This window comes from Acinetobacter sp. YH12098 (assembly GCF_013419235.1).
Classification (GTDB): domain Bacteria; phylum Pseudomonadota; class Gammaproteobacteria; order Pseudomonadales; family Moraxellaceae; genus Acinetobacter; species Acinetobacter amyesii.
This window is the reverse complement of record NZ_VPAO01000037.1, coordinates 1-26850: the sequence shown is the minus strand read 5'-3', so window position 1 is coordinate 26850 and position 26850 is coordinate 1. Positions and strand designations below refer to the sequence as shown.

Genomic DNA, 26850 nt, shown 5'->3' with positions numbered 1-26850 from the left:
AAAACCGCTGTTGTAAATTGCCATGATTTCTTTTTTTAGCGTCATTTAGGTCAAACATTTGTGAACATTAAAGAGACTGAAGGATTAAACATGAGTCGTGATACGATCAGTATCCATTTCGTCAACGCAGCCTTAACTGGTGTGAAACGTCTCGGCATGGATGTCGAAACTTTATTGTCTCATGTTGGCATTGAGGCTGAACTTCTACGCCAACCCAAAGCGCGTATTTCACCTGAACAATACACACGTTTTATTAAAATGTTGTGGATGGTGACTCAAGACGAACATGTCGGTTTTGATATTCAACCGCGCCGCTTGGGTACTTTTGCCATTATGTGCCAATTGATTATTCATGCAAAAACCCTCGGTGATGCACTCGAATTGTCTTCGCAGTTCTACAAACTGTTTGGTGATGAATGGTCGGTGACACTAGAACGTGATAAGCACGAAGCACGTTTAGTTCCTCAAATTCCAAAATCTATGGACCCAGACCATTTCATTACAGAAAGTATGCTGATGATTTGGCATGGTCTCGCTTCTTGGTTGATTGAACGTCGTCTGCCTTTAGAGCGTGTTCACTTCGGTTATGAACGTCCTGAACATGCTGACGAATATGATGCCTTGTTTTTTGCACCTGTCATGCAGTTTGATACACCACGAACTGAAATTACATTTGCAGCGGATTATTTAGATTTACCCATTCGTCAAAACGAAGAAACGCTTGAAGAATTCTTAAAAGCGGCTCCTGCACAATTGTTGGTTAAATTTAAAAATACCAATTCATTAACATCTCGTATCCGTGATGTGCTGAAGAGTCAAATTGGCGAAGAAATGCCAACCTTGAACGATGTTGCTTCAATGCTGTATCTATCGCCGCAAACACTACGTCGTCGTTTAGCCGCTGAAGGTAAGAGCTACCAAGGTGTGAAAGATGCCTTACGTCGTGATGCTGCAATTCACTTATTGCTTAATCCAGACTTAACGCTTGAAGATGTTGCACAGCAAGTCGGTTTTAGTGAAACCAGTACTTTCCACCGTGCATTTAAAAAGTGGACCGGTGTAACACCAGGCCTATATCGCCAATTACATGGTTATCACTAAGCAATATTCAAAAATAGCATTCTCTAAAACCTGATCTCGATCAGGTTTTTTTATTTCGGAAAATCTGCACGTTGTTTTTGACAAAGCAATGGATCGACGGGCGTGATCACGCGTTTACCATCCTGTATCCGATACATTTCTGCCTTGGTCACATGATCATTGCGATCATACTCACAGGCTAAACCGCCCGTCCCCTCATCTGAGGGATGAATGCCATAGATCATATAAATATAAAAACCGATCAAGCATACAAAACCTAAGCAGCCTGCAAAAACAAGCCAAGCCAGACCTTTCAACACTCGCTTCACATTTTTATGCATAAGCAGATCTTCAATATGTACTGAATCGATAGCAACTGATCTTAACCGATCCTCGCTTTCAATATGCAGGTTGATTTTTATCTTATTCAGCAGCAAGCGTTGACCAAAAATATCAAACGACTCGCCCGTTCTCATCATTGCACTAGGTTGATTAATCCGTACACTCAAAAAACCAATAAAAATTTATAGATCATAGGGACAGGATTATGAGCGAGGCTTACATCATTGATGCCATTCGCACACCGCGCGGCAAAGGAAAAAAAGACGGTTCACTACATGCCGTTAAACCGATTAGCCTACTGACCGGTTTATTGAACGAATTACAAAACCGCCATCAATTTAACACAGCTGCAGTAGACGACATTGTACTGGGCTGTGTAACTCCAATTGGTGACCAAGGCGCAGACATTGCCAAAACCGCAGCCATTGCAGCAGGTTGGGACAATGATGTAGCAGGCGTTCAAATCAACCGTTTTTGTGCATCAGGTTTAGAAGCGGTGAATATGGCTGCGCAAAAGGTGCGTTCTGGCTGGGAAGACCTTGTGGTGGCTGGCGGTGTAGAGTCGATGTCACGTGTGCCGATGGGCAGTGACGGCGGCCCTTGGGCGCTCGACCCTGAAACCAACATGGCCTGTGATTTTATTCCGCAAGGCATTGGGGCCGATTTAATTGCCACCATTGACGGCTACAGCCGAGCAGATGTGGATGCCTTTGCAGCAAACTCTCAGCAAAAAGCCGCAGCAGCCCAAGCCAAGGGTTATTTTGATAAGTCTGTCGTTCCTGTCAAAGACAAAGCAGGCGTCACTGTTTTAGCCAAAGATGAATTTATTAAACCAACGACCACAGCTGAAGGCTTAGGCAAACTCAACCCTAGTTTTGCCATGATGGGGCAAATGGGCTTTGATGCCATCGCATTGCAAAAATATCCTGAAGTGGGTGCGGTCAACCATGTACACCATGCAGGTAACTCATCGGGCATCGTCGATGGTGCTGCCGTAGTATTGCTTGCCTCGGAAAAAGCGATCAAAGAACAAGGCCTGAAACCGCGTGCCAAAGTGCTCGCAACTGCATTGGTAGGCGCAGACCCGACCATTATGCTGACAGGTCCTGCACCTGCTGCACGTAAAGCCTTAGCCAAAGCTGGCCTAACAATTGATGAAATTGATCTGTTTGAAGTGAACGAAGCCTTTGCAGCAGTCGTGATGCGTTTTATGACCGAACTCAAAGTTGACCCTGCCAAAGTCAATGTGAATGGCGGTGCGATTGCATTAGGACATCCGCTAGGTGCAACAGGTGCCATGATTTTAGGCACCCTGATGGATGAACTAGAACGCCAAGGTAAAAAGCGCGGTTTAGCGACCTTGTGTGTCGGTGGCGGTATGGGCATCGCAACGATTATTGAGTTGGTATAAGGAGACTAAAATGAGCGCAATTCAATTTGAAAAAAATGCCGACAATATCGTCATTTTAACTTTAGATTCTCCAAACCAATCTGCCAACACCATGAATGCAGACTTCCGTACGGCACTGGCTGAAACACTAGACAAACTGCAAGCTGACGAAAACATCGCAGGGATCATTTTCCGCTCGAACAAAAAAACCTTCTTTGCAGGCGGTGATTTAGACGAGCTGATTCAAGCTACACCTGAGCATGCAACTGAATTCTTCAATATGATTGAAGAGATGAAAGCCAAACTTCGTTATATCGAAACCCGTGGCATTCCAGTTGTCGCAGCCTTAAATGGCACAGCGCTTGGCGGTGGCTGGGAGTTAGCTCTTGGCTGTCATTATCGTATTGCGCTGAATGATGCTAAGGCGAAATTTGGCTTACCAGAAGTGACCTTAGGCTTACTGCCGGGCGGTGGCGGTATTGTACGTATGGTACGTTTATTAGGTCTGCAGAATGCATTTCCGCTCCTGATGGAAGGCAAACAAATTGGTGTCGATAAAGCTAAATCACTGGGACTGATTCAAGACACGGCAGATAGCCTTGAAGAATTGATGGATAAAGCCATCTCTTGGGTCAAAGCTAATCCAAAATCACAGCAGCCCTTTGATGTAAAAGGCTATAAAATTCCGGGCGGTACGCCATCTTCACCTGCAGTGGCGCAAATGCTCGCCATTGCCCCTGCTATGCTGCGTGACAAAACCAAGGGCTGTTACCCTGCACCCGAAGCCATTATGTCGGCTGCGGTTGAAGGCGCTCAAGTCGATGTCGATACGGCGCTCACGATTGAATCACGTTATTTTACTTACCTTGCAACTGGTCAAATTTCTAAAAACATGATCGGCACCTTTTGGCATGGTCTTAACGCCATTAAGTCAGGTGCAAGCCGTCCAAAAGACGTCGCGAAATGGCAAGCCACTAAAGTCGGCATTTTGGGTGCAGGCATGATGGGTGCAGGCATTGCTTATGCCACAGCATCAAAAGGCATTGCAGTTGTGCTCAAAGATGTTTCTCTTGAGGCTGCTGAAAAAGGCAAAGCCTATAGCCAAAAACTGCTAGATAAAAAAGTATCTCAAGGCCGTTTAAGTGCAGAAAAACGTGATCAAGTTTTAGGACTGATTCATGCCACTGCAGATGCTGCCGACTTACAAGGCTGCGACTTGATCATTGAAGCGGTATTTGAAAATGTCGAACTCAAAGCCAAAGTGACACAAGAAGCAGAAGCCTATTTGGCAGATGGCGGTATTTTTGCATCCAACACCTCAACCTTGCCGATTTCAGGCTTGGCCAATGCATCTCAAGATCAAGCTAAATTTATCGGTCTACATTTCTTTAGTCCTGTCGACAAAATGCAATTAGTGGAAATTATTAAAGGTAAAAACACTTCGGCTGAAACTTTGGCTAAAGCCTTTGACTTTGTGCAGCAAATTGGCAAAACGCCAATTGTAGTGAATGACAACCGTGGCTTCTTTACCAGCCGTGTCTTTGGCACCTTTGTGCAAGAAGGTTTACGTCTGCTGTCTGAAGGCGTACACCCTGCCCGCATTGAAATGGCTGCACTAAAAGCCGGCATGCCTGTAGGCCCATTGGCGATTCAAGATGAAGTGTCTTTAACGCTGTCTGAGCATGTTGCGGCCGAGACACGTAAAGCCTTGCAAGCCGAAGGCAAAGACCTACCACGTTCAGGTGCGGATGACGTTATTCAAACGATGATTCATGAGTTCGGACGTAAAGGTAAAGTAGCTGGTGCAGGTTTTTATGAATATCCTGAAGGCGGTAAAAAGCACCTTTGGGATGGCTTGAGCAAATGGCAGAAAGATAATGCTATTTCTGAACAGGAAATGATTGACCGCTTCCTATTTGTACAGTCACTCGATACCTTACGCTGCCTAGAAGAAGGTGTTTTAGAATCGACTGTTGATGGCAATGTCGGATCAATCTTCGGGATTGGTTTTGCCCCTTGGACAGGTGGTGCACTTCAATTTTTAAACCAATATGGTTTGGAAAAAGCGCTATTACGTGCCAATACACTAGAAGCAAAATATGGCGAACGCTTCAAAGCACCGCAATTGCTGAAAGACAAAGTGGCGAAAGCTGAGCAGATTTAATTATTCATTTTGAGCATGCAAATTTTGCTGTTCAATCACATCAAAAGGAGCTTCGGCTCCTTTTTATTTTCCTTCTCAGTCGCGTGTTTGCAAACAAGCCTAGAATTTACGCGAACTCTCATCAGTTTTATGTTATAAAGTAACAAGTTTTTTGATTTCTTTTTATCCGATTGAGTAGCTTGTTATGACAGATCATACTTCTCCTGAAAAATCACCATGGGGCTGGAAAGCACTGATTATCTTCTGTATTTTAGGTGCGCTATTCATGGGTATTTTCTGGCTTGCTGTGACCAATGAACCAGACTATATGCCGAGCCAACAGAAAAAAGACAATACTCAACAGCATGCATTTAAAAATGCCCCTGTGATGTCAGAAGAAGCGTTGAAAAAGGCGCAAGCTGATCAAGCAGCTCGTGAAGCATCTGCACCGACTGCAGCAGACATGCATATGACCGAAGAACAACATGCACATATGGATGACATGAGCCCTGAACCTACTGCATCGAATGATCATGGTCACTAAGCTTTGACCCAATCTATGCAAATAAAAAACGCTTAAAATATTAAGCGTTTTTTATTTATAGCTGTCCAATTTTAAGTATTTAAGCCAAAGCCATATACATATCTTGATGCGGAATACCACAATCTAAATATTCATCACCTTCAACAACAAAACCCAACGCTGCATAAAAAGGGATAGCATGCACTTGTGAAGATAGTTTTAAATATTCACGTTGCTCTAATGTCGCTTGTTGAATGATGGCTTGCATCAAGATTTTACCAATCCCCTGACCGCGATGAGCCTTTAAAACAGCAACACGGCCGATACTGTTATTTTTCAACAAACGAGCAGTTGCAACAGCTTTCATCCCATCATGAACAATAAAATGCAGTGAAATCGCATCTTCTGCATCCCACTCATCCGCGGGCGATATCTGCTGTTCTAAAATAAAGACCTGTTCACGTATCGGTCGAGCTGCAGATGCCAGTTGCTCCCACGGTCCGAATTGAATATTTAACTGCTGCATCCCTTCATCCTTTAGCATTTACAGCCAATATCTTGCTGGTCCCATTGATCATTCAACAATAATTCTAACGAATGCTTTTGAATGCCATACATGTCTTTTAAAGCTTGAATCTGTGCCAATACCGCTTGATCAGGTTCGACATAGTCTGCACGTTTGGTTGCCAAGATCATTTTATTTTTACTGGTATGTTCAAGTGCCACAAATTCAAAGACTTTGGTTTCATAACCATATGCTTTTAATAAAAGTGCACGAATCGTGTCAGTAAGCATCTCTGCTTGCTGGCCTGCATGAATACCAAATTGCAACATCGGTGCAAGTACTTGCGGCGCTTTCAATTGCGGACGCAGTTCTTTATGACAACACGGCGCACACATGATCATTTGCGCATTTAATCGAATACCGGTATGAATCGCAAAGTCCGTTGCCACATCACAGGCGTGCAGCGCAATCATGACATCTAAGCGCTCAGGCGCATATGTACGCACATCGCCTTGGAAAAAATCGAGTTTGCTAAAATTCGACTGCTGCGCAACGCTTTGGCAAAATTCCACCATTTTCGGATTCAGCTCAACCCCTGTCACTTTAGGCACTTGCTGGTGTTTTGCTAAATAATCATATAGTGCAAAAGTCAGATAGCCTTTACCTGAACCAAAATCCACGACATGTAGAGATTGATCGGTCTCTTTGATCTGACTTAAAGCACCTGAAAAAATTTCTACAAATTTATTAATTTGTTTCCATTTACGCGCCATGCTCGGAATAATTTGTGCTTTGGCATCCGTAATGCCCAATGGCTGTAGAAAGAAACTGTCTTGATCGACATAGCGATGTTTTGCTCGATCATGCCCTTGCTGCTCCGTAGGATTTTTCCCTAAAGCAGGCTGCTTTTTGCTAATGCTTAGCATGGCTTTCTTTTTATTTCGCAGATTCAAATCCCAAGTGCAACACATTTGTAGTTAGTTGAAAAAGTTAGGTGTATTCATAGAATCATTAGACTTTTTCAACTCGCAATTGGAAAGCACACAATGAAGAAATACACCCAACTTTCTCAAGATGAAAGATACGAAATTTATGCTACTTTGAAAAGTAAAAGTTCAATCGCTACCCTTGCTCGGGAATTAGGACGTTCACGATCAACCATCTACCGTGAATTAAAAAGAAATACTGGGCAACGTGGATATAGAGCTCAACAGGCAGCTAAATTTGCAAGTCAAAGACGGTACCGTCCTTCATCATCAATGACAGCATTTGCCTTCGCTTATATTGATTATTTGATTGGTTTGGACTGGTCACCCGAACAAATTTCAGGTGCTTTAACACAACGCGGTTGGCTGGATGTACCTTCACATGAGTGGATTTACCAGTACATTTATCAAGATAAATCAAAAGGCGGTAAACTTCATCTACATTTAAGGCATCAGAAGAAATATCGAAAACGCGGTTACAAAAACACGGATCGTAGGGGTCAAATCATTGATAAAACAAGTATTCACTGCCGACACCAGGTCATTGATCAACGACAACGTTTAGGAGATTTCGAAGGTGACACGGTGATTGGTAAACATCATAAAGGTGCTTTATTGACTCTCGTTGATCGAAAGAGCCTGTATGTACATATTGTTCATTTAGGGCCAACAAGAGCATCCTCTCAAACGATTACTTGTGCATTAGATCGTTTACAAATGAGCCATGCTTATAGTGTGACATTTGATAATGGCAAAGAATTTTCCGAACACAAAAGAATTACTGATGCTGGCATAAAGACGTATTTTGCTGATCCTTACAAGTCTATTCAGCGAGCTAGAAATGAAAATACGAATGGTTTAATCCGTCAATATCTGCCAAAATCATCATCGTTTGATGGCGTGTCAAACGAACAAATAGAGCAGATAGAATTTGCACTCAACCATCGTCCTAGAAAAACACTAGGTTGGTATACACCGAGTGAAGTTATGGCTGGTTTTTATACTGTTGCACTTGCCGCTTGAATCCGCCTTTTTCTTAAGCTGAATTTCTTCATCTAAGGTCATCAGGTTGGCTTGCTTACAACAACTCAATAAACTTTCGACTTGTTGATATGCAGATGCGATTGGATAATTTTTGGTGATATCTTGAGTTTTGTAACGATATAAACAGCTGAGAAATGACTCACCTTGCAGCGAAATGACTCGCAAGGTCATTTTTTCTAATTGGTCTAATTCACCTTTATACTGACTCAAAATCATGCGATCAAAACGCTGTGTTTCAATGGCTTGCTGAAAGGCTGCTAAAAATTGCTGCTCTTGCGTAGAGGGAGAAGCCAATGATGACATAATATAAACCTAGATAAATTTGCAAAACAATTTTAAATCTTCTTACACCAAAAGCAAAATTGAATTACTATACATGTGTATATTTAAATTATTATAAAAGATACGTTATGAATCCTCCCCATCTTTTAGCTTATGACCAAGCTGAAGAAAGACTGAATTTCTATACCCATGCTTTCGGTGCAGCGTTGTCGGCCATCGCAGGTATCCTACTGATTTTAAAAGGATCATATCTTCCAACTGGAAAATGGCTTGCACTTTGGGTGTATGCATTCAGTATGCTGTTATTGTTTTCAGCCTCGAGTCTATATCACTTCGCAGAATCTCCTGAGCGCCGTGGTTGGTACAAAAAACTCGACCATACCGCAATCTATTATTTAATTGCAGGTACTTACACCCCGTTTCTGGCAATCGCATTGCCTACCGCAAAAGCGCATTATTTACTCATTGCACTGTGGGTCATTGCTGCAATTGGAACACTATTCAAATTAATTTTCATTCATCGTTTTCAAAAGATTTCGTTGATTGCTTATTTGGTGATGGGATGGCTTGCAGTACTGGTAATGGATGATATGCAACGCTTTTTATCTGATCAAGCTTTAACCTACCTGATCATTGGCGGGCTATCTTATACAATCGGTGCATTGTTTTATGCCTTAAAAAAGGTAAGATATACACACGCTATCTGGCATATTTTTGTATTGATAGGTGCAGGATCACATTTCCTGTCGATTTATCTCTACGTGATATAACCCACTGACACTGCATTCTTTAGTGACCCTAATTCCGCAGTTCGTAAGTTGGTATTTCGTATTTTTTTAAGAAATTACGCCTTTTTTAAAAAGATTACGCTTTTAAAACTAAGTTCAATTATTTTTAGTAAGTGTAAGGTCCACCATGGCGTCTTCAAGTGCTGCTGCCACTGAACAGCAACCAACAAATTCAAAATTCCGCGTACTTACAGCAAGTCTTGTAGGTACCACAATCGAATTCTTCGATTTCTACATCTATGCAACTGCGGCTGTAATTATCTTCCCGCATCTGTTCTTCCCTGCAAGTACAGATCCAACAACCGCAACAATTCAATCTTTAGCAACGTTTGCGATTGCCTTTATTGCTCGCCCGATTGGTGCAACATTCTTTGGCCATTTAGGTGACCGTATCGGTCGTAAAGCCACATTAGTTGCCGCTCTCCTCACCATGGGGATTTCTACAGTATGTATCGGCTTGCTTCCAACCTATGCTCAAATTGGTATCGCTGCTCCGCTCATGCTTGCACTTTGTCGCTTAGGTCAAGGTCTTGGTTTAGGTGGTGAATGGTCAGGTGCCGTGCTGCTTGCAACTGAAAATGCGCCAGAAGGCAAACGTGCTTGGTATGGTATGTTCCCTCAATTGGGCGCGCCAATCGGCTTTATTCTTGCAACAGGCTCATTCTTGACCTTAGGTCACTTCATGTCTGAAGCTGAGTTTATGCAATGGGGTTGGCGTATTCCATTCATTGCAAGTGCGCTATTGGTTATTGTCGGTCTGTGGATTCGTTTAAAATTACATGAAACACCAGCGTTCCAAAAAGTTTTGGATAAGCAAAAAGAAGTAAATATTCCGTTCAAAGAAGTGATCACTAAGCACTGGGGGATGTTAATTCTCGGTACGATTGCCGCGATTTGTACATTCGTTGTGTTCTACTTAACCACAGTATTCGCTTTACAATGGGGTACAACCCAGCTTGGTTACACACGTGAAGAATTTTTAAAACTTCAACTGGTTGCCACACTTTGTTTCGCTGCCTTCATTCCACTTTCTGCTGTATTTGCTGAAAAATTTGGTCGTAAAACGACTTCGATTGCGGTATGTGTTGTATCTGCATTGTTTGGCTTAGTCTTCTCAAGCATGCTTGAGTCTGGCAGTACTGCGATGGTGTTCTTATTCCTATGTATCGGTCTTGCGATCATGGGTTTAACCTATGGTCCAATTGGTACGGTATTGTCTGAAATCTTCCCAACGTCTGTACGTTACACAGGTTCAGCTTTAACCTTTAACATGGCTGGTATTTTTGGTGCATCTTTCGCGCCATTGATCGCAACTAAACTTGCAACTGGCTATGGTTTATATGCAGTAGGTTACTACCTAACTGCGGCATCAATCCTTTCATTGATCGCGTTCTTAATGATTCGCGAAACTAAAAATGATGATGTGAATAATCAGGTTTAATCTGCACATAATAAAAAAGCCAGCACATATTGCTGGCTTTTTTATGTCTCAAATTGAGTCAATGAACTGATGAATACTCTATAGTTGACAGCATTTTAAATAATTAAATTCATGCATGCAGCTTAGATCCCACTGAGTAGCAATACACATCTTATGTTGCAAGACACGGTCATTCACTCAACTTCAAACTACAAATGTTTAATGGCACGGTTCAATTTTATTAACAAAACAAGGTTTGTAGCTCTACATCAAGAGGTACAGTCACCAAACGGTTAGTGATAATGAACGGTAGTTTTTGATTAAACCAACTCGATAATATCAATGGTCGGTGGCACAAGAAAACGAAAAGGCACCCCAACCATGCCCGTACCAACAGTGACAAAGACATCTGCATTATCATGCTGATATAGCCCTTTTTTATGACCTAAAATCGACACTTTTTTCATTACATAATCGGTCAACCATGGCAATTCCACTTGTCCACCATGTGTATGACCCGACAACATCAATGGTCGTCCCGGAAGTTTAGGTACCATATCGACGGTATCTGGATTATGCGACAAAATGATCCAAGGCTTATCTTGTGGCAATTCTGGCAAATAGCGCATATCGGCTTTACCTGCCCACAAATCCCCAACGCCTAATAAGCGAAACTCATTAAATTCCACCACTTGCCCTTCGATATCCACCACATGATTACTTTCTAATGCATGTTTTAACAGCGCTTGAATAGGCGGACCGGGATATTGCTCATCATGATTACCATTCACCGAATAAATTGGAGCAATAATTTTTTTCAGTACAGCCAATTCTTCAGCTAACTTATTTTCTGGCTCGTAAGTCCAATCCCCTGCAACCACGACCAAATCAGGATTTTGCGCATTGATTTTATCGACGATCATTTTTAACTGACGTTCATGACCTGAAAATAAACCAATGTGTAAATCACCAATTAAAGCAATGCGAACTGGCTTTAATAATTGTCGTGTTTCGTTTAATTGATATTGGCATTTTTTCACCTGAATCATGTGCGGCTCGATAAAGCGGGCATAGCACAAAAGCCCAGTAACAGCACCGACAAAAATCGCTTCATGCAGTGAATAATAGCCACTCCAGCCTGCATAAAAGCTAAAGAAGAATAAAGGGATAAGTAAATAAGAAAGATAAAATGCCAACAAATGTACGAAAGCTTTAAATGGATGAATCGTTTCCGTGCGCGACTGACTTAGCCAAGCTTGGGAAATTGCCCAAACGCCTAACACAGCCAATCCGATATAAAAATACATCACTACGGAATCTAATTCCCACATACATTTGCTCTACAATTTGTTTAACAAGAAAACTCGGTCATTGTATTTATCTTTTCACAGCTGACACTTATACTCAAATCAAATTTTTTAGTATGTCTAACAGTATGAACTTAGCTACACTGAAACAGCAAAATTTGCCCTTCATACACAACCACGCTAAGGCGGTTTTGCTGAGTTGTAGCCTTGTTTTGACTTTATCTGCATGTAGTACCTTGCCTAAACAGCAACCACAACCTGTGGAATATGCCTTTAATACCCCTACAGACGATACTAGCCTCGCCAAAATTGTGCTGCCGCTACGTGAACAAAATCCAGACTTAACCGGTTACCACGTTCTTTATGACCCATTAGAGGCCTTAGCGGCTCGGATTGAGCTGATTAATAAAGCCGAAAAAAGTTTAGACCTACAATACTATATTTGGGATAACGACAAAATTGGTGCTTTGGCCCTACATGCCATGATCAAAGCTGCAGATCGTGGGGTCAAAATTCGTTTATTGGTCGATGACAACAATGCCAAAAAAATGGAAGGCATTTATATGGCACTCGACCAACATGCCAATATTGATGTCAAACTGTATAACCCCTACCGCTTCCGACATTTCCGCCCTGTCGATATGGTGCTGGATCTAAAACGCATCAACCGCCGTATGCACAATAAAAGCTTTATTGCAGACAATCAGATCGCACTGATTGGTGGTCGCAATATGAGTAACCAATACTATAACGTCAGTGATAACTATCAATTTTCCGATGTTGACGTCATGCTGGTCGGTGCGGCATCCGATGAAATCATTCATTCTTTTGACGAATATTGGAATGATGACTATGCCTTTCCAGTACGCCAATTGGTTAATCCACGCCACTATAGCTTGCGCTTTGACAGTCTCAAACAACAACTCGATGACTATAACCAAGAAGCCACTGTGGTCAATTATTTGGACTTAGCCAATCGTTCACATGCCTTTGATGACTGGCTCAATAATAAAATCCAATTTGACTGGGTCAAAGCCGAAGTCGTCAAAGACTCCCCGAGCAAAATCAAATCTAAAGCCAAAAAAGAAGAGCACCTTAACTTTCAGCTCCTCAACCGTTTAGATAAACCGGAACAAAGTGTCGATATCGTTTCAGCCTACTTTGTCCCAGAAAAAAAAGGGGCTGAACGCCTAAAAAACCTTCGTGCAGATGGCGTAAAAGTCAGAGTCTTGACCAACTCATTCCAGGCCAATGACGTACCATTGGTTCATGCTTTTTATAGCAAATATCGTCAAGATCTCTTGGAACACGACGTTCAACTCTATGAATTTCTCTCTAGACCTGATGCAGAAAACCTCAACACCAATACCAAAGAGTTGGCGGAAAAATCTAAAGTTAGTCTAAAAGGTTTAAGCCGTTCAAGCCTGCATGCCAAACTGATGGCAATTGATGAAAAACAAGTCTTTATCGGCTCATTTAACTTTGATCCACGTTCAGCATATTTAAATACTGAAATTGGGGTATTACTGAATAGCCCACGCTTAGCCAAAGCCGTCCACTACACCATGGATGAAAATTTAAGTAAATATGCCTATAAGTTGGTGCTCAATGCAGACCAACAAATCAATTGGAAAATTAAGCTGTCAAATGGTCAAACGCGTATTTATCCACGTGAACCGAAAATCAAGTGGTGGCAAAAAGCGGGGGTGAAATTTATCTCTTGGTTGCCGCTCGAAGGCTTTATGTAAGGATTGTGCTGCAAAGGCATCCCCTGCAGCCTGTATCATTAAATTATTTAGCTTCAACTGGAACTGGCGCTTTAAGAACTTTGGCTTGAAGCTCTGCTAATCCCTGATTCATTTTTTGCTGCACTTCTTGCGTCAAGCTTTCAACAGTATGACCTGCCGAATCAATTGCGGGCAATGTCATCAGATGCGCGGTGACATTCGGCATTTCTAAGACATTTTTGACATGTCGATCAAAGCTAATGTCTCCGACATAGGGCGCAATATTATCGAGTTCACCGTCCTGATTCACATAGCAAATTAAGCAAATTTGGACTGGACGCTCAGCTTCAATCGCTGCACCTAAAATACGACCATGAATTTTTTTAATTTTGCTGCCATCCGAAGTCGTGGCTTCTGGGAAAAAGAGTACCGGCGTATCTTGTTTTAAGAAGCCCGTAATTTGTTCTTTAATTTTAATCGAGTCGCCAGAGCCACGCTTAATAAATAACGTGCCACCGCCTTTCGCCAAATTACCGAATACTGGCCATTTTTCAATTTCAGCTTTAGCCAAAAAGAAAACACGTGCACCTGAACCCAAAACTGCAACGTCTAACCATGAAATATGATTACTTACCCAAAGGGCGGGTTGACGTAGAATTTCACCATGTACTTTGACTTCAAGATTAAATACTTTGCATAACTTGCGACAAAAATACTGCACATAGCGGGTATTTTGCGGGTTATTCGGGTCTTTATACAATTGATGACGATAAACCAAATAAAAACCCTGCGTCACAGCAACGGCTGCTGCACCGACTTTTTTACAATACAAATAAAATTTTGAAAACACATTAATTTGCGGTGTATTGACGATTTGAGGTTGATTCATAAACGGTTCACTAAAATGACACGGTGCCACAATTTGGCGTAAATTTTCATCATCATATACCGAAGACAGTTTTTTTGCATTGATCATAAAAACCGAAGTCGAAGATAATATTTTTCCATTTTAATCGTTTTTAAAAATCAAATATCATTTTTATATCGATTTTAAAGGTTATGCATTATGAATCACTCACATTCAGATACCCCTCCTATTTCTTCATGGCAAGCTTTAAAAGCCATTGCTGGTTTTTCACTGATATATATGAGTGTGCTTTTTTTACTGGCACTGAGCTTTCACAGCTTTCTCTAATTGAATAGTACAACATACAGCAACTTAGCCATTAATCCCTCACTTAGATTAACCCTCGCACTCCATTTTCGCCTAAAATGAATCTTTAAACAGGAGTGTGTGCTGAGTGGAAAATTTAAATCAACATCAAGCGAGCGGTGAACGCGTAATTTTAGTCAGCGTAGCAGTACAAATGCTCGCAGACCTTGATGCCGAAGAATTTCACTTACTAGCTCAATCTGCAGGTGCCAATATTCTGCAGCATGTGCATGCTCAGCGTATTAAGCCTGATGCCAAATTATTTATTGGCTCAGGGAAGGCGGAAGAAATTGCAGAAGTGGTTGCAGAGCATGAAGTAGAATTGGTCATCTTTGACCATGCCCTCACCCCTGCCCAAGCACGTAATCTTGAACGCATCATGCGATGTCGTGTGGTCGATCGCACGGAATTAATCTTAGATATTTTTGCTCAACGCGCACGCACCTATGAAGGTAAATTGCAAGTTGAGTTGGCCCAATTACAACATATGGCTTCACGACTGATTCGTAGTCGCGGCGATCTCGATAGCCAAAAAGGCGGGATTGGCTTACGTGGACCGGGTGAAACCCTGCTTGAAACCGACCGTCGTCTACTCAAGCTCCGCATGGGACAACTCAAAGCAAAACTTGAGAAAGTCCGCCAAACACGTATGCAAGGTCGTGTGGCACGTCAAAAAGCCGCAGTTCCGACCGTGTCATTGGTCGGTTATACCAATGCGGGTAAATCTACCTTATTTAATAATTTAGCAAAAAGCGATGTCTATGCAGCAGACCAACTGTTTGCGACGCTTGATCCAACCTTACGCCGTCTACATTGGGATGGCATCGGCAACTTAGTGCTCGCTGATACCGTAGGTTTTGTGCGTAATTTGTCGCACTCATTGGTCGAGTCCTTTAAAGCCACCTTAGAAGAAACCTTGGAGGCGACCTTATTGTTACATGTCATTGACTCCAGCAGTCCAGACATGATGGAACAAATCGAGGCTGTCGAAAAAGTACTGAAAGAAATTGGTGTCGATGTTCCGATTCTGCGCGTTTATAACAAAATTGATGTCAGTGGTGAAGATCCTAAAATCATCTATGGCAAGCCTCATCAGCCGGAACGTGTTTATGTCTCAGCGCATAGTGGTAAAGGTCTACCCTTATTACGCCAAGCGGTTCAAGAATGCTTAATGGGTCAAATTCAAAGCTTTGAAGTCCATCTAAAACCGGCTTATGGTAAATTAAGAACACAACTGTATGCGCTCAATGTGATCCAAAATGAAAGTTATGATGAACAAGGCAACTTAATTTTGCATGTCATCATTGCCCCACATAAGTTAGAACAACTGATTAAACAGGCGCATTTACCCATTGATGAAATTTTGGGAACACGTGCGCAACAATTCCAACATCCTCTTGAAGAATTTGAAATTAAAGATTAAATCGGTTAAAACTTGATTTGTATAATTTTAACGAAAGACAAAAATGGACTGGATCAAGCGCATCGACTGGAAAGCCTGGATAGGCACTCTTGCATTAATTATTATTTTCCGTGAAGGCGCGGTCTGGGTCATGAAGCAATTCAATCACCCAGAATTAGGCAATCTGGTCGGTTTGATTGGCCTCTTGATCGTGCTTTCATTTTGGAGAAAATTCAACAAAATTCCAGCCAGTTTGGTCGATACCAATAATAAAATTATGAAAGAAAGTGCCTTTGCCTTCCTACCTATTAGTGCGGGCTCATTGCTAATGATGATGCATTTAGGCGATGAAATTCCGATGTTTTTGATTGTTCTCTTTGTCAGCACCCTCATACCGCTGTGGGTCTACGCAAAAATGTCTAAGAAATGGCTATAGGAGAATCAACATGCTTTCAATCATCTCTGGATTCATCATTACCTTGATCGCCTATCTTGTCGCAAAACCTATTAATAAAAAATTACCGCAAATCCCCGTGATTGTGATTGGGATGTTTTTCGTCATTGGTATGCTCTATCTGTTTGGCATTTCCTATGAAAGTTATATGACACAGGTGAATCCACTATTCAATAACTTACTCGGCTATGTCACGGTGGCTCTAGCCATTCCTTTAGCAGCAATGCGCTACGATGACTTGCCATTAAAAGCCGTAGGCGGGATTTTAGTCTTTGCCAGTATCAGTGCCGTTGCCCTCCCTATGGGGCTGGCTTATTTACTGCATCTGTCTGATCCAACCATTATGGCTTTCGCTACACGAGCTGTGACGACCCCTATTGCCATCAACATTGCGACGCTGCTGCATTCCCCGATTCCTTTGGTGATTTTGATTGTGATTTTATCAGGGGTGATTGGTGCAGCATTTTCACCCATCATACTCAAAAATATTCATGATGAACGTGCATCAGGACTCGCCTTAGGACTTGCTGCACATGCAATTGGCACAGCTCAAGCTTGGCAGCGCGGCAGCATTGCTGGGCGCTATGCGGCATTTGGCATGGCGGTAAATGCAGTATTCACAGCAATCTGGTTGCCAACTTTCATACTCTATCTACAAAATATGTGACTGAGCAATCACTTTTAAATGATTGTTTTGTATAAAAAATAAACTTAATATAAATTCTAGGGTACACCACAACACATTGAACGATGTGCTGTGGATGTTACATTTTTGGTAAAGGCACTTTTGTGCAACATGTCAACTTTCCCGAATAAAATGTAAATATTTAGGCTTAGAGTAGTTGCTCTAAGTTCAAATATTACCTAGTATGATCAATAAACCCTCACAAAGTGTATTGATAAAGGATTATTAATATGATCGAAAAAAGTTTGAAATGGGCTGCATTATTTGGTGCTGTAGTCACAAGCTCTGCACTTTATGCTCAAGATCTTACAGGGACTTGGCAACAAATTGACGATAAAACCGGTTCGCCTAAAGCACTGATCGAAATTCGAAAAGATGCCAAAGATACCTATACCGGCAAAATTGTCAAAGTGACGCCACGTCCGGGTTATACACCAAAGGAAAAATGTGTGAATTGCCCTGCACCTTATACCAACCAGCCTATTTTAGGGATGGATGTATTTAAGGGGCTGAAACTTGAAAGGGAAAATACCTACTCTCAAGGGAAAATTATTGATCCTTTGGCAGGCAAAATTTACAGCTTAAAAGGCAAAATTTCTGCCAATGGTAAGCGCTTACATTTACGTGGATATCTGGGGATTTCCGCGATTGGTCGTACACAGACATGGATTCGCGCTGAATAAATTTTAAATTTATTCAGTAAATTGATTTGACATAGGTGAACCACCTACAGGGAATATCTGATGAAAAAATTAAAAGTGAGCCTCTTATTCTTAGCTGCTGTAATGAGTGGTTCAGCTTTTGCTCAAGACCTTTCAGGGACTTGGCAACAAATTGATGATAAAACAGGTTCACAAAAAGCCATTATTGAAATCCGTAAAGAAAGTAATGGCACATTCGTGGGTAAAATCATCAAAGTGACGCCGCGTCCGGGCTATACACCACGCGACACCTGCGTAAACTGCCCTGCACCCTACAAAAACAAGCCAATCTTAGGCCTTGATATCTTAACAGGTTTAAAACATATTGAAGGGACCAATAACTACGACAAAGGCCGTATTATTGACCCTCTTTCAGGCAAAGTTTACGACACAAAAATCCGTTTAAATGCCAGTGGCAAACGTCTCACGCTACGTGGCTATATGGGTGTTTCTGCACTTGGTCGTAGCCAAACTTGGATTCGCCAAGAGTAACCTCAAACAAGTAAAAAAACCGCCGACATGGCGGTTTTTCTTATTCCGAATATCTTCAAATTATTTTTAAATTAAAGTTGACTATTCTCGTAAACTTTCTAACATACGTGCTCATAAATCATGCTTCTCGGGGACAAGCGATTATGTTTAAAAAAATATTATTCAGCCTTTGCACATTCGGATTGATGAATGGTGCATTTGCAAATGACATTGCTGGCACGTGGCAACAAATTGACGATAAAACAGGAGCGGCTAAAGCAATTATTTCGATTCACAAAGAATCAAATAATACCTATACCGGTAAAATTATTAAAATTACACCACGTCCGGGCTATACACCGCAAAAAAACTGTAATAAGTGCCCTGCGCCTTATACCAACCAACCGATTCTCGGCATGGAAATTGTTAAAGGTTTAAAGCAAATTAATAATACAAATAATTATGAAAAAGGTCGTATTATCGACCCTCTTTCTGGCAAGGTTTATGATGCTAAAGTGCGCTTAAACAGCACAGGAAAACGTATTTCGATCCGTGCAAGTATTGGCGTTTCAGTCTTGGGTCGTAACCAAACTTGGATTCGTTTAGACTAATCCTCACACCAATAAAAAGCCGCATCAATGCGGCTTTTTTATTTTTAAATACTTACATTACAGGATTATCGACCGCAAACATGTGCTGATCTTCTAAACGATAGGCCATCAACTGATTGCCCCAGACACATCCGCCATCCACATTTTGGATTTTTGCTGAAATGCTTTTTCCTTGTAAAGCAGCCCAATGACCAAAAAGAATTTGATGGGTCTGAGCTGCTTGTGACTCAAACTCAAACCATGGCTTAAAACCCTTCGGCATAGGGTCATCGAGTGAATCTTTAAAACTGAACTCTAATCGACCTTCTGCATCGGTTAAGCGCATGCGGGTCAAATAGTTGGTAATACAGCGTAAGCGCGCATGACCAGACAAATCATCCGACCATAGGTTCGGCTCTTTACCGTACATCACTTGAAGAAACGCATCGGCCACATCAAAGTCGTCATGACCAATCACCGCTTCCACTTCCTTTGCCAAGTCTGTGGTTTGCTGCGCAGTCCAATTCAAAGGAATACCCGCATGAGTCAAAATGGTTTGCTCATTCGGAAATAGACACAGCGGCTGCTTGCGTAACCAATCAATCAAATCATCACTTTCTAAAGCGTGAATCACATCATCGATATTGTCTTTAGGATTGATATCCTTAATACCGCGAGCGCATGCCAGCAAAGTCAGATCATGATTGCCCAGTACCGTCGCCGCAACTTCACTATCCACTAATTTTTTGATGAACCGCAAAGCGCCTACCGAGTTTTCACCCCGTGCGACGAGATCACCGGCAAACCATATAAAATCTTGGTCTGCATCAAACTTAATCTCTTTCAGTAAAGCTTTTAATGCTTCAAAACAGCCTTGAACATCACCAATGACATAGTTATAGCGAATATTGCGAGTCATAATTATTTAAGCCACCATTTGATCTGCTAATGCGACAAATTCTGCAAGTGTTAGGGTTTCTGGACGCGCCATTGGATCAACCCCTGCATTTTCAAAACCATCTTCAACCAACATGCCTTTTAAGCTGTTACGCAAGGTCTTGCGGCGCTGAGTAAAGACATGTGAAACTAAACGCGCAAGCGCTTTTTCATCTTTCGCCATAATCGGTTTAACGGCATAAGGCTCTAAACGGAATACCGCAGAGGTGACTTTTGGCGGCGGATTAAATGAGCCCGGTGGCACTTCAAATAAAAACGTCGGTTTGCAGAAATATTGAATCATCACCGATAAACGACCATATTCTTTAGTATTCGGTGAAGCGGTAATACGGTCCACGACTTCTTTTTGCAGCATGAAGTGCATGTCTTTGACTTTGTCGCCAAACTCCAAGAGATGAAACAGCAGCGGAGTCGAGATGTTATACGGCAAGTTGCCAACCACGCGCAGAGGACGGCCTTCGGCAAACAGCTCGGTAAAGTCATATTTCAGCGCGTCGGTTTCAACAATGGTCAAGCGCTCAGGATGCGGCACACGGCCCGGCAAACCTGCAGCTAAGTCACGGTCCAGCTCAATCACAGTTAGAGCATCACATTCACCAATTAAAGGCGATGTAAGCGCGGCAAGACCGGGACCAATTTCGACAATATTGTCACCAGTACGCGGATTTACCGAACGTACAATTTTGGCAATAACACGTTGATCATGTAAGAAATTCTGTCCAAACCGCTTACGCGTGTGATGCCCTTCATCTTTTGGGTTTAGGGCATTAATTTGATACATAAAATTCTCCGCATAGGTTTATTACAACGATTACTGACTTGATTCAAATTCACTCAAGCGAGCAAAAATTTCTTCGGACTTGGTCACATTATCCCGAGCCGCTTTAATTACACTGAGCAATGGCTCTCTTTGTTGTAACAAAGCCATTGTTTCAGATTTCATCATTTCTTCAGTTTCAGCCTGAATGGAGAGCAAACTTTCACGCATTTCAGCATTGTGTACGCGCTCTACACCGAGTTCGGGATTACCATTCAGTTGAGCCTTCAAATAAATATTGAAAGTTTCAAAATCTGCTAAAAAGTCATCTAAATCGTCTGGATGAATAGAATTCACATCAGTTAACTTCAGCAAAGAACTCAACATTCGTCCCGCAATATAGACTTGATTTTTGGCAATCATTGCTTGAATAGCTGAATTGTTTGCTCTAGCCATCATATCAGCCAGAATGTTATATTCAGCTTGAATACCCGGAATGGTTTCACTTACAAGAAGTTGATATTCATATAGCGCACTCAGGCTATTTTGATGCTGTACAAGCAGATCAATATTAGCATTGATTGCCTGTCCATCTTGAAGCATTTTATCAGCACCATCACGATTCGCATATTTTTTATGCACCGCGGTCAGCGCTTGATTAAATTTTTGCTGATTATGTTTAAAGCCATCCACAGCACCCGGTAATGCAAAACGTATAAATCCTTCCGTCTGTTTTGGAATTTGCAGCGATAATACTTTTAATTCACAAAAATGATGATCTGTAGCAAGCGTTGAACATGCTGACAGCATCAACGCTAACACAATCCCAAAAAATGGGCGAATGTTCGATTTCGCCCTAAGCATCTTGTTATTTTCCTGTTATATTTTTGATAATTTTTTACTATTATTCATATAAAATTCAAACCTTTATTATTAAGTTTCGTTATTTTTCGCACGTGCTAATTCTAAAGCCAAATCAACCGCCACCTGTAAACTCGAACTTTTAGCAAGACCAGTTCCAGCCAGTGACAGTGCTGTGCCGTGATCCACTGAAGTCCGAATAAACGGCAAGCCCAAAGTGATATTGATGGCTTCGCCAAAGCCCTGCGACTTTAACACAGGCAAGCCCTGATCGTGATACATCGCCAAAACCGCATCGGCATCTTTTAAATTTTCAGGGGTAAATAAGGTATCGGCAGGTAAGCTCAGGCTCATATTCACCCCTTGAGCGCGATAACGCTCAAGCACCGGATTAATCACTTCAATCTCCTCCATGCCCAAATAGCCATCTTCACCCGCATGTGGGTTTAGACCGCACACCAAAATATGCGGATGATCTTTTTTAAATTTGGTTTTTAAATCATGAATTAAAATATCAATGACTTGATGCAAACGTTCTTGAGTAATGGCATCTGCAACATCACGAAGCGGTAAATGTGTTGTTGCTAATGCGACACGGAGCGTTTTTGTAGCAAGCATCATCACGACACGCTCAACGCCTGCAAATTCTTGATAAAACTCCGTATGTCCGCTGAAATGGATACCAGCATCATTGATAATCGACTTTTGCACAGGTGCTGTGGCAACACCAACACTTTTGCCTGACATCGCATAATCTGCAGAACGTCGTAATTGCTCCAACACATAAGCTGCATTATTCACATCTAACTGACCTGCAATAACTGGTTTAGTCACAGGTACATGTTCCACATAAAGCTGACCTAGAGCTGCCGACTCATCCTGCCCAACATAGTCGATCAGTTCAACTTCGAGCTTTAATTGTTGAGCGCGCTTGAGCAGCAAATCTTTATCAATAAGAACCACAATTGGCCTTTCATCTATTCGATTGGCTAAGCTCAAACAAATATCAGGTCCGATACCTGCGGGTTCACCGCTCGTGATATATAAAGGCAGCATGGGTTTATCCTGTGTGTGCAATAACATTATTATACTGTGTGATGCACATGACAGACCTAATTTTATTGACTAAAAATACCTGACAAAACTCAAAAATAAGCGCGTTGTGCGACATTGTATGGAATGAAACCGAAAGCAAAACCTGAAATGCCAATGATCCAAATCAATGCAAATAAGAATCATAATGCCGCGCTGAACTGCTGACACATGTTGTGGATTCTTCGTTATCAGCCAAAAAGACATACCACCCAGAAGCAATAATCCAATCAGCAGATAAACAAATAAATAACTAAGGAAAAATAACGTGAGCATCATCAACAAAACGATGATTGCGCCATCCGCCCCATGCAAATACACCAAATACAAAAAAGTTGGGCTTAAAACCAAGGCGCTACATAAGCCCATTAAATACCACCAATGTCGCCAAAATGAGGGTTCAGATGTGTTTTTTAACAGATTAGAATTCGACATGATTTACTTTCATCCGCTTTTTTTATAATTTCTGGATTATCTGCTGTTTATTGCTGAAGAAATATACTACAATAGAGCGCTTGAAATTTTATATTTTCATTTGTGATTCTTCACGTATTCGTATAGAATCGCGTCTCCTTTTGTTTGGACAGCTTCCATAGTCCAAACCAACTATAATAGGTAGTGGTTTAATGAAAACTCTCAGCGCTAAGCCAGCTGAAGTTCAACACGACTGGTACGTTGTTGATGCTTCTGGCAAAACTTTAGGTCGCCTTGCGACTGAAATCGCTCGTCGTTTACGCGGTAAGCACAAAACTTCTTATACTCCTCACGTTGACACTGGTGACTACATCGTTGTTATCAATGCTGAGCAAGTTCAAGTGACTGGTAAAAAATCACTTGATAAGAAATATTATCGCCACACTGGTTTCCCTGGTGGTATTCGTGAAACTAATTTCGAAAAATTAGTTGCTCACAAACCAGAAGAAATCTTCGAACGTGCTGTAAAAGGCATGTTGCCAAAAGGTCCTCTTGGTTATGCAATGATCAAGAAAATGAAAGTGTACGCTGGTACTGAGCATCCACATACTGCTCAACAGCCACAAGTTTTGGACATCTAAGGGATACAGCACATGGCTACTAACTATGGTACAGGTCGCCGTAAGACCGCAACTGCACGTGTTTTCCTATCAGCTGGTACTGGTAAACTCGTAATCAACAACCGTTCTTTAGAACAATATTTCGGTCGTGAAACTGCTCGTATGGTTGTTAATCAACCACTTGAGCTTTTAGAAGCTACTGAGAAATATGACCTTTACATCACTGTTGCTGGTGGTGGTATCGGCGGTCAAGCAGGCGCTATCCGTCACGGTATTACTCGTGCATTGATTGCTTCTGACGAAACTCTTAAACCTGCTCTTCGTCAAGCTGGTTTCGTTACTCGTGATGCTCGTGAAGTTGAACGTAAGAAACTTGGTTTACGTAAAGCTCGTAAACGTCCTCAATTCTCTAAACGTTAATTCGTTTACCGAATCGGACAAAAAACCTTGGCTTATGCCAAGGTTTTTTTATATCTTGATTTTTATGAAGATGATGCAAATATAACAACGAACCGATAAACCAAGAGACTCAAACTCGCAATTAAGCATATAACCGACAGTGTTAGTGTAATTGTACAGATGGTGATTTTATTTTTTTGTTCAGGGCTATCATCCTCTGCTCCATAATCAGAGGCATAACCTCCAGCGAGTGCCGTATAAAAGCCAATGCCCATAAAAATAACCGCAGCGAAAAATAATAATTTTTGTACAAGTGCAATGGTCATCATGCGGTGACGATCAGGTAAATGAATGACATGACAATCTATCAGATAAAATAAACCAAAACTGGAATTTTCGTTGTAGCTGCATTGATATTGCTAAAGTCTCCGTGATTTTACTGTCTAATTTTAGTATCCTATCTTATTCATTTCTCATCGTCTCGGATTATGTCAGTCGAAAATGCACCTCTCCAAGGGATTACGCTTTACAGTCATGCGGATGACTTTCGCTCACACTGGATACGCTATGTACTTGCAGAGAAGCAAATCAAACATAATTTAATTATTGCTGATGATGAAGACGAAGATCTTGCAAGTTTAAATCCCTACAATCAACTTCCGATGATGATTGAAAATGGCCTAAAACTCTATAACAGCAGTATTATTGCCGAATATCTGGATGACCGTTATCGTCAAAATAAACTGTATGCAGATGCACCTATGCCTCGTGCAGAGCAACGTCAATATGTATGGCGCTTCGAACAAGATTGGTTAAGACTTGCCGATATTATGCTTCGCCATCCCGATACCCTCGATGAAAAAGCCAAGCAAAACGCACAAAAACAATTACGTGATACACTCATTTCACTAACCCCCTTGTTTCAGCATTATCCTTATTTTATGTCTGAACAATTTAGCATGTTAGACTGTATGCTCGCACCTGTATTTCTGCGCCTAAAAGCCATGGGTATTGAGCTTCCCAAACAGCAATGCCGCCCTATATTTCTCTATTGCCAACGCATCTTTAGCCGTCCTGCATTTATCAAATCGATGACATTGCAGGAAAAAAATCGCTATAGCGAGCTTTTAGCAAAAAATTAATTTCCCATAAATATTCGAGTAAGCATTATGTCTGAACAGGAACTACAACTCACTCCAACGCGTCCATACTTAACACGGGCACTTTATGAATGGATTTGTGACAATCAACTTACACCGTACCTACTTGTCGATGCGACACAGAATGGTACGATGGTACCAGTTCAATATATCCAAGATGGCCAAATTGTCCTGAATATTGCACCCCATGCAACTCATGCGCTGCATATGAGCAATGAGACGATTACTTTCTCTGCACGCTTTGGTGGCGTTTCGCAAAACCTCTATATCCCCTTTTCTGCTGTTCTAGGTATCTATGCACGTGAAAATGGTCAAGGCATGTTCTTCGATCCTCAAGAATATGAAGGTATTCAGAATGATCAAAATGCTTTAAAATCAAACGACCAAGAACAACAAGAGCAGCCGAAGAAAAAACCAGGTTTAAGGTTGCTCGATTAAAGAATAAGGAAGCGAATAATGGCTTTTGATTTAGTACAATATTTTGTCGAACAAATAGAATCTCAAAAGCCTACGCTTTTAAGTCATTTAAATCGTGAAGAACAACGTCAACATATACGTGAAATTAATGCATTAACTTTTGGTGAATTGATTCATCAGCTCCGCAATAATGCTCAAAAGGTTTATCAAGAAATTACTCATCCTGATGAACTCTATATTCAAGAAGTTTCACGCCATCTGACCACCAATCCATCGAATGCATCAATATTAGAGCGCTCTGAACTTGAAAACCTAACTACAGAAGTTTTTCATTTACAATTAAATGAATTAAAACAACTTCATGATACAGGCTCACATTCACCGCAAAGTATTCGAGAATTACTCAACGGACAAATTGAACATCTTTCTGGTCAAGCGGATGATTGGGTTTGGTCAACAAACAACCTAACAGAGCTCCTTGGTTCTAAACCAAATCTTCAAGAAGAGATATCATTAGAGGCATCAATGAAGGAGTTCAATCAAATGGTTAATCAACAACATACACAAGAAGACGTAACAACTGAAGTACAAGTACCGACTTGGTCAAAAATTGTAGAGCCAGTAGTTGCAGTGGTGATTCTATGGATTTTGGCATCTGCAGCATGTAATATTTTTGCTTAATTGACTTCATTTCTCTAAATCTATGACCTGCTTTTTAAGCAGGTTTTTTTTAATCGAATATTTAGGATATTGATATTTTAAATATAAAATTTACCCGATAAAGGTAGCCAAATAATGATCCCAGGCAGTATCGTGGACAACCTATCCCTCTAAATTCTTAAAATATTTCTGCTCAAAGGCTTCTGGGCTTAACCAACCATTTGCAGAGTGCCTTCTCACTCGATTGTAGTAAATCTCAATATAGTCAAACAAGACAACATTGGCTTCTTTTCGGGTCAAAAATACACTGCCATGTACCACATGACCTTTAAATGTTAGCGGCAGTGTAAAAATGACCCCCTAATGGCATTTAAAAACTGACCCCCTTGGTTAATATAGCGGTCATTTTGGACTGCTCAACATGTTAACTTTGGAGCAAGCAGTGACAATCCAAATACTT

28 protein-coding genes and 3 pseudogenes are annotated in these 26850 nt (G+C 41.4%); 19 read left to right on the top strand and 12 right to left on the bottom strand.

Features of this window, described 5'->3' with window-relative positions:
• Positions 1–90: 90 nt before the first annotated feature.
• Positions 91–1101, top strand: coding sequence for an AraC family transcriptional regulator (locus FTU38_RS12580; RefSeq protein ID WP_078190094.1), 1011 nt, complete (start codon positions 91–93; stop codon positions 1099–1101).
• Between the two features lie 50 nt (positions 1102–1151).
• Here the strand turns inward: FTU38_RS12580 and FTU38_RS16870 are convergent, their stop codons facing one another.
• Positions 1152–1589 carry a hypothetical protein gene (locus FTU38_RS16870; RefSeq protein WP_257225717.1) on the bottom strand — a complete coding sequence of 146 codons (438 nt, stop codon included), beginning with the start codon at positions 1587–1589 and terminating at the stop codon, positions 1152–1154.
• Between the two features lie 38 nt (positions 1590–1627).
• Between FTU38_RS16870 and FTU38_RS12570 the strand changes: the two genes are divergently transcribed.
• From FTU38_RS12570 to FTU38_RS12560, 3 genes are all read left to right on the top strand, one after another.
• Positions 1628–2833 (top strand): acetyl-CoA C-acetyltransferase, encoded by a 1206-nt coding sequence (locus FTU38_RS12570; RefSeq protein ID WP_180111389.1) that lies wholly within the window; start codon positions 1628–1630, stop codon positions 2831–2833.
• Positions 2834–2843: 10 nt separating this feature from the next.
• Positions 2844–4976, top strand: a complete 2133-nt coding sequence (locus FTU38_RS12565; protein ID WP_180111387.1) for a 3-hydroxyacyl-CoA dehydrogenase NAD-binding domain-containing protein — start codon at positions 2844–2846, stop codon at positions 4974–4976.
• A gap of 184 nt (positions 4977–5160) precedes the next feature.
• On the top strand, positions 5161–5499 hold the full coding sequence (locus tag FTU38_RS12560) for a hypothetical protein (RefSeq protein WP_078190097.1): 339 nt from the start codon (positions 5161–5163) through the stop codon (positions 5497–5499).
• A 79-nt stretch (positions 5500–5578) separates the two neighbouring features.
• On the opposite strand, the gene FTU38_RS12555 is transcribed toward FTU38_RS12560, so the two are convergent.
• Entirely contained in the window at positions 5579–6004 is a 426-nt protein-coding gene (locus FTU38_RS12555; RefSeq protein WP_257225716.1) for a GNAT family N-acetyltransferase, read from the bottom strand.
• An 11-nt stretch (positions 6005–6015) separates the two neighbouring features.
• Positions 6016–6927: pseudogene (locus tag FTU38_RS12550) on the bottom strand (SAM-dependent methyltransferase); the annotation flags it as partial.
• Positions 6928–7029: 102 nt separating this feature from the next.
• Here FTU38_RS12550 and FTU38_RS12545 point away from each other — a divergent pair.
• Positions 7030–7992, top strand: coding sequence for an IS30 family transposase (locus FTU38_RS12545; protein ID WP_180111383.1), 963 nt, complete (start codon positions 7030–7032; stop codon positions 7990–7992).
• A 9-nt stretch (positions 7993–8001) separates the two neighbouring features.
• Here the strand turns inward: FTU38_RS12545 and FTU38_RS12540 are convergent.
• Positions 8002–8316, bottom strand: a pseudogene (locus FTU38_RS12540) (methyltransferase); the annotation flags it as partial.
• A gap of 107 nt (positions 8317–8423) precedes the next feature.
• Between FTU38_RS12540 and FTU38_RS12535 the strand changes: the two are divergent.
• The gene (locus FTU38_RS12535) at positions 8424–9065 is read left to right on the top strand and encodes a hemolysin III family protein (RefSeq protein WP_180009191.1); all 642 of its coding nucleotides are present in this window, start codon (positions 8424–8426) and stop codon (positions 9063–9065) included.
• Positions 9066–9210: 145 nt separating this feature from the next.
• Positions 9211–10524: an MFS transporter gene (locus FTU38_RS12530; protein ID WP_078194265.1), complete on the top strand. Its 1314-nt coding sequence runs from the start codon at positions 9211–9213 to the stop codon at positions 10522–10524.
• 299 nt (positions 10525–10823) lie between these two features.
• Here the strand turns inward: FTU38_RS12530 and FTU38_RS12525 are convergent, their stop codons facing one another.
• Entirely contained in the window at positions 10824–11834 is a 1011-nt protein-coding gene (locus tag FTU38_RS12525; RefSeq protein ID WP_180005126.1) for a metallophosphoesterase, read from the bottom strand.
• A 104-nt stretch (positions 11835–11938) separates the two neighbouring features.
• Between FTU38_RS12525 and FTU38_RS12520 the strand changes: the two genes are divergently transcribed.
• Positions 11939–13558, top strand: coding sequence for a phospholipase D family protein (locus FTU38_RS12520; protein ID WP_257224302.1), 1620 nt, complete (start codon positions 11939–11941; stop codon positions 13556–13558).
• 43 nt (positions 13559–13601) lie between these two features.
• Here the strand turns inward: FTU38_RS12520 and FTU38_RS12515 are convergent, their stop codons facing one another.
• Positions 13602–14426: a 1-acyl-sn-glycerol-3-phosphate acyltransferase gene (locus FTU38_RS12515; protein ID WP_180111396.1), complete on the bottom strand. Its 825-nt coding sequence runs from the start codon at positions 14424–14426 to the stop codon at positions 13602–13604.
• A gap of 412 nt (positions 14427–14838) precedes the next feature.
• Between FTU38_RS12515 and hflX the strand changes: the two genes are divergently transcribed.
• The 6 genes from hflX to FTU38_RS12485 all read left to right on the top strand — a co-directional run bounded on the left by hflX (position 14839) and on the right by FTU38_RS12485 (position 19074).
• Positions 14839–16173 carry a ribosome rescue GTPase HflX gene (hflX, locus tag FTU38_RS12510; protein WP_168379555.1) on the top strand — a complete coding sequence of 445 codons (1335 nt, stop codon included), beginning with the start codon at positions 14839–14841 and terminating at the stop codon, positions 16171–16173.
• Positions 16174–16216: 43 nt separating this feature from the next.
• The gene (locus FTU38_RS12505; protein WP_180111381.1) at positions 16217–16588 is read left to right on the top strand and encodes a hypothetical protein; all 372 of its coding nucleotides are present in this window, start codon (positions 16217–16219) and stop codon (positions 16586–16588) included.
• 10 nt (positions 16589–16598) lie between these two features.
• Positions 16599–17273: an LrgB family protein gene (locus FTU38_RS12500; protein WP_180111379.1), complete on the top strand. Its 675-nt coding sequence runs from the start codon at positions 16599–16601 to the stop codon at positions 17271–17273.
• A 248-nt stretch (positions 17274–17521) separates the two neighbouring features.
• Positions 17522–17974 carry a DUF2147 domain-containing protein gene (locus tag FTU38_RS12495; RefSeq protein WP_168379557.1) on the top strand — a complete coding sequence of 151 codons (453 nt, stop codon included), beginning with the start codon at positions 17522–17524 and terminating at the stop codon, positions 17972–17974.
• A gap of 60 nt (positions 17975–18034) precedes the next feature.
• Positions 18035–18484 carry a DUF2147 domain-containing protein gene (locus FTU38_RS12490; RefSeq protein WP_168379558.1) on the top strand — a complete coding sequence of 150 codons (450 nt, stop codon included), beginning with the start codon at positions 18035–18037 and terminating at the stop codon, positions 18482–18484.
• Between the two features lie 143 nt (positions 18485–18627).
• The gene (locus FTU38_RS12485; RefSeq protein WP_078194271.1) at positions 18628–19074 is read left to right on the top strand and encodes a DUF2147 domain-containing protein; all 447 of its coding nucleotides are present in this window, start codon (positions 18628–18630) and stop codon (positions 19072–19074) included.
• Between the two features lie 52 nt (positions 19075–19126).
• Here the strand turns inward: FTU38_RS12485 and FTU38_RS12480 are convergent, their stop codons facing one another.
• From FTU38_RS12480 to pdxA, 4 genes are all read right to left on the bottom strand, one after another.
• Complete coding sequence (locus FTU38_RS12480; protein ID WP_180111377.1) at positions 19127–19972, bottom strand: symmetrical bis(5'-nucleosyl)-tetraphosphatase; 846 nt, start codon at positions 19970–19972, stop codon at positions 19127–19129.
• A 6-nt stretch (positions 19973–19978) separates the two neighbouring features.
• The gene (rsmA, locus tag FTU38_RS12475; RefSeq protein ID WP_180055218.1) at positions 19979–20791 is read right to left on the bottom strand and encodes a 16S rRNA (adenine(1518)-N(6)/adenine(1519)-N(6))-dimethyltransferase RsmA; all 813 of its coding nucleotides are present in this window, start codon (positions 20789–20791) and stop codon (positions 19979–19981) included.
• A 30-nt stretch (positions 20792–20821) separates the two neighbouring features.
• Entirely contained in the window at positions 20822–21631 is an 810-nt protein-coding gene (locus FTU38_RS12470) for a pilus assembly protein PilJ (protein WP_180111375.1), read from the bottom strand.
• Between the two features lie 69 nt (positions 21632–21700).
• A complete protein-coding gene (pdxA, locus tag FTU38_RS12465; RefSeq protein WP_180111373.1) occupies positions 21701–22684 on the bottom strand; it encodes a 4-hydroxythreonine-4-phosphate dehydrogenase PdxA in 984 nt (327 codons plus the stop codon).
• A 662-nt stretch (positions 22685–23346) separates the two neighbouring features.
• Between pdxA and rplM the strand changes: the two genes are divergently transcribed.
• Both rplM and rpsI read left to right on the top strand, forming a co-directional pair.
• The gene (rplM, locus tag FTU38_RS12460; RefSeq protein ID WP_004722943.1) at positions 23347–23775 is read left to right on the top strand and encodes a 50S ribosomal protein L13; all 429 of its coding nucleotides are present in this window, start codon (positions 23347–23349) and stop codon (positions 23773–23775) included.
• A 12-nt stretch (positions 23776–23787) separates the two neighbouring features.
• Positions 23788–24174, top strand: coding sequence for a 30S ribosomal protein S9 (gene rpsI, locus FTU38_RS12455; RefSeq protein WP_078190115.1), 387 nt, complete (start codon positions 23788–23790; stop codon positions 24172–24174).
• Between the two features lie 62 nt (positions 24175–24236).
• Here the strand turns inward: rpsI and FTU38_RS12450 are convergent, their stop codons facing one another.
• Positions 24237–24482 carry a hypothetical protein gene (locus FTU38_RS12450; RefSeq protein ID WP_180108978.1) on the bottom strand — a complete coding sequence of 82 codons (246 nt, stop codon included), beginning with the start codon at positions 24480–24482 and terminating at the stop codon, positions 24237–24239.
• Positions 24483–24641: 159 nt separating this feature from the next.
• On the opposite strand from FTU38_RS12450, the gene FTU38_RS12445 reads away from it, so the two are divergent.
• Genes FTU38_RS12445 through FTU38_RS12435 form a run of 3 tightly spaced genes read left to right on the top strand, consistent with a single transcriptional unit; the run spans position 24642 to position 26411 of the window.
• Positions 24642–25295: a glutathione S-transferase N-terminal domain-containing protein gene (locus tag FTU38_RS12445; RefSeq protein WP_180111371.1), complete on the top strand. Its 654-nt coding sequence runs from the start codon at positions 24642–24644 to the stop codon at positions 25293–25295.
• Positions 25296–25322: 27 nt separating this feature from the next.
• The gene (locus tag FTU38_RS12440; protein WP_078194278.1) at positions 25323–25751 is read left to right on the top strand and encodes a ClpXP protease specificity-enhancing factor; all 429 of its coding nucleotides are present in this window, start codon (positions 25323–25325) and stop codon (positions 25749–25751) included.
• 18 nt (positions 25752–25769) lie between these two features.
• A complete protein-coding gene (locus FTU38_RS12435; protein WP_180111369.1) occupies positions 25770–26411 on the top strand; it encodes a hypothetical protein in 642 nt (213 codons plus the stop codon).
• 141 nt (positions 26412–26552) lie between these two features.
• Here the strand turns inward: FTU38_RS12435 and FTU38_RS17040 are convergent.
• A pseudogene (locus FTU38_RS17040) lies at positions 26553–26726 on the bottom strand (IS3 family transposase); the annotation flags it as partial.
• Between the last annotated feature and the right edge of the window lie 124 nt (positions 26727–26850).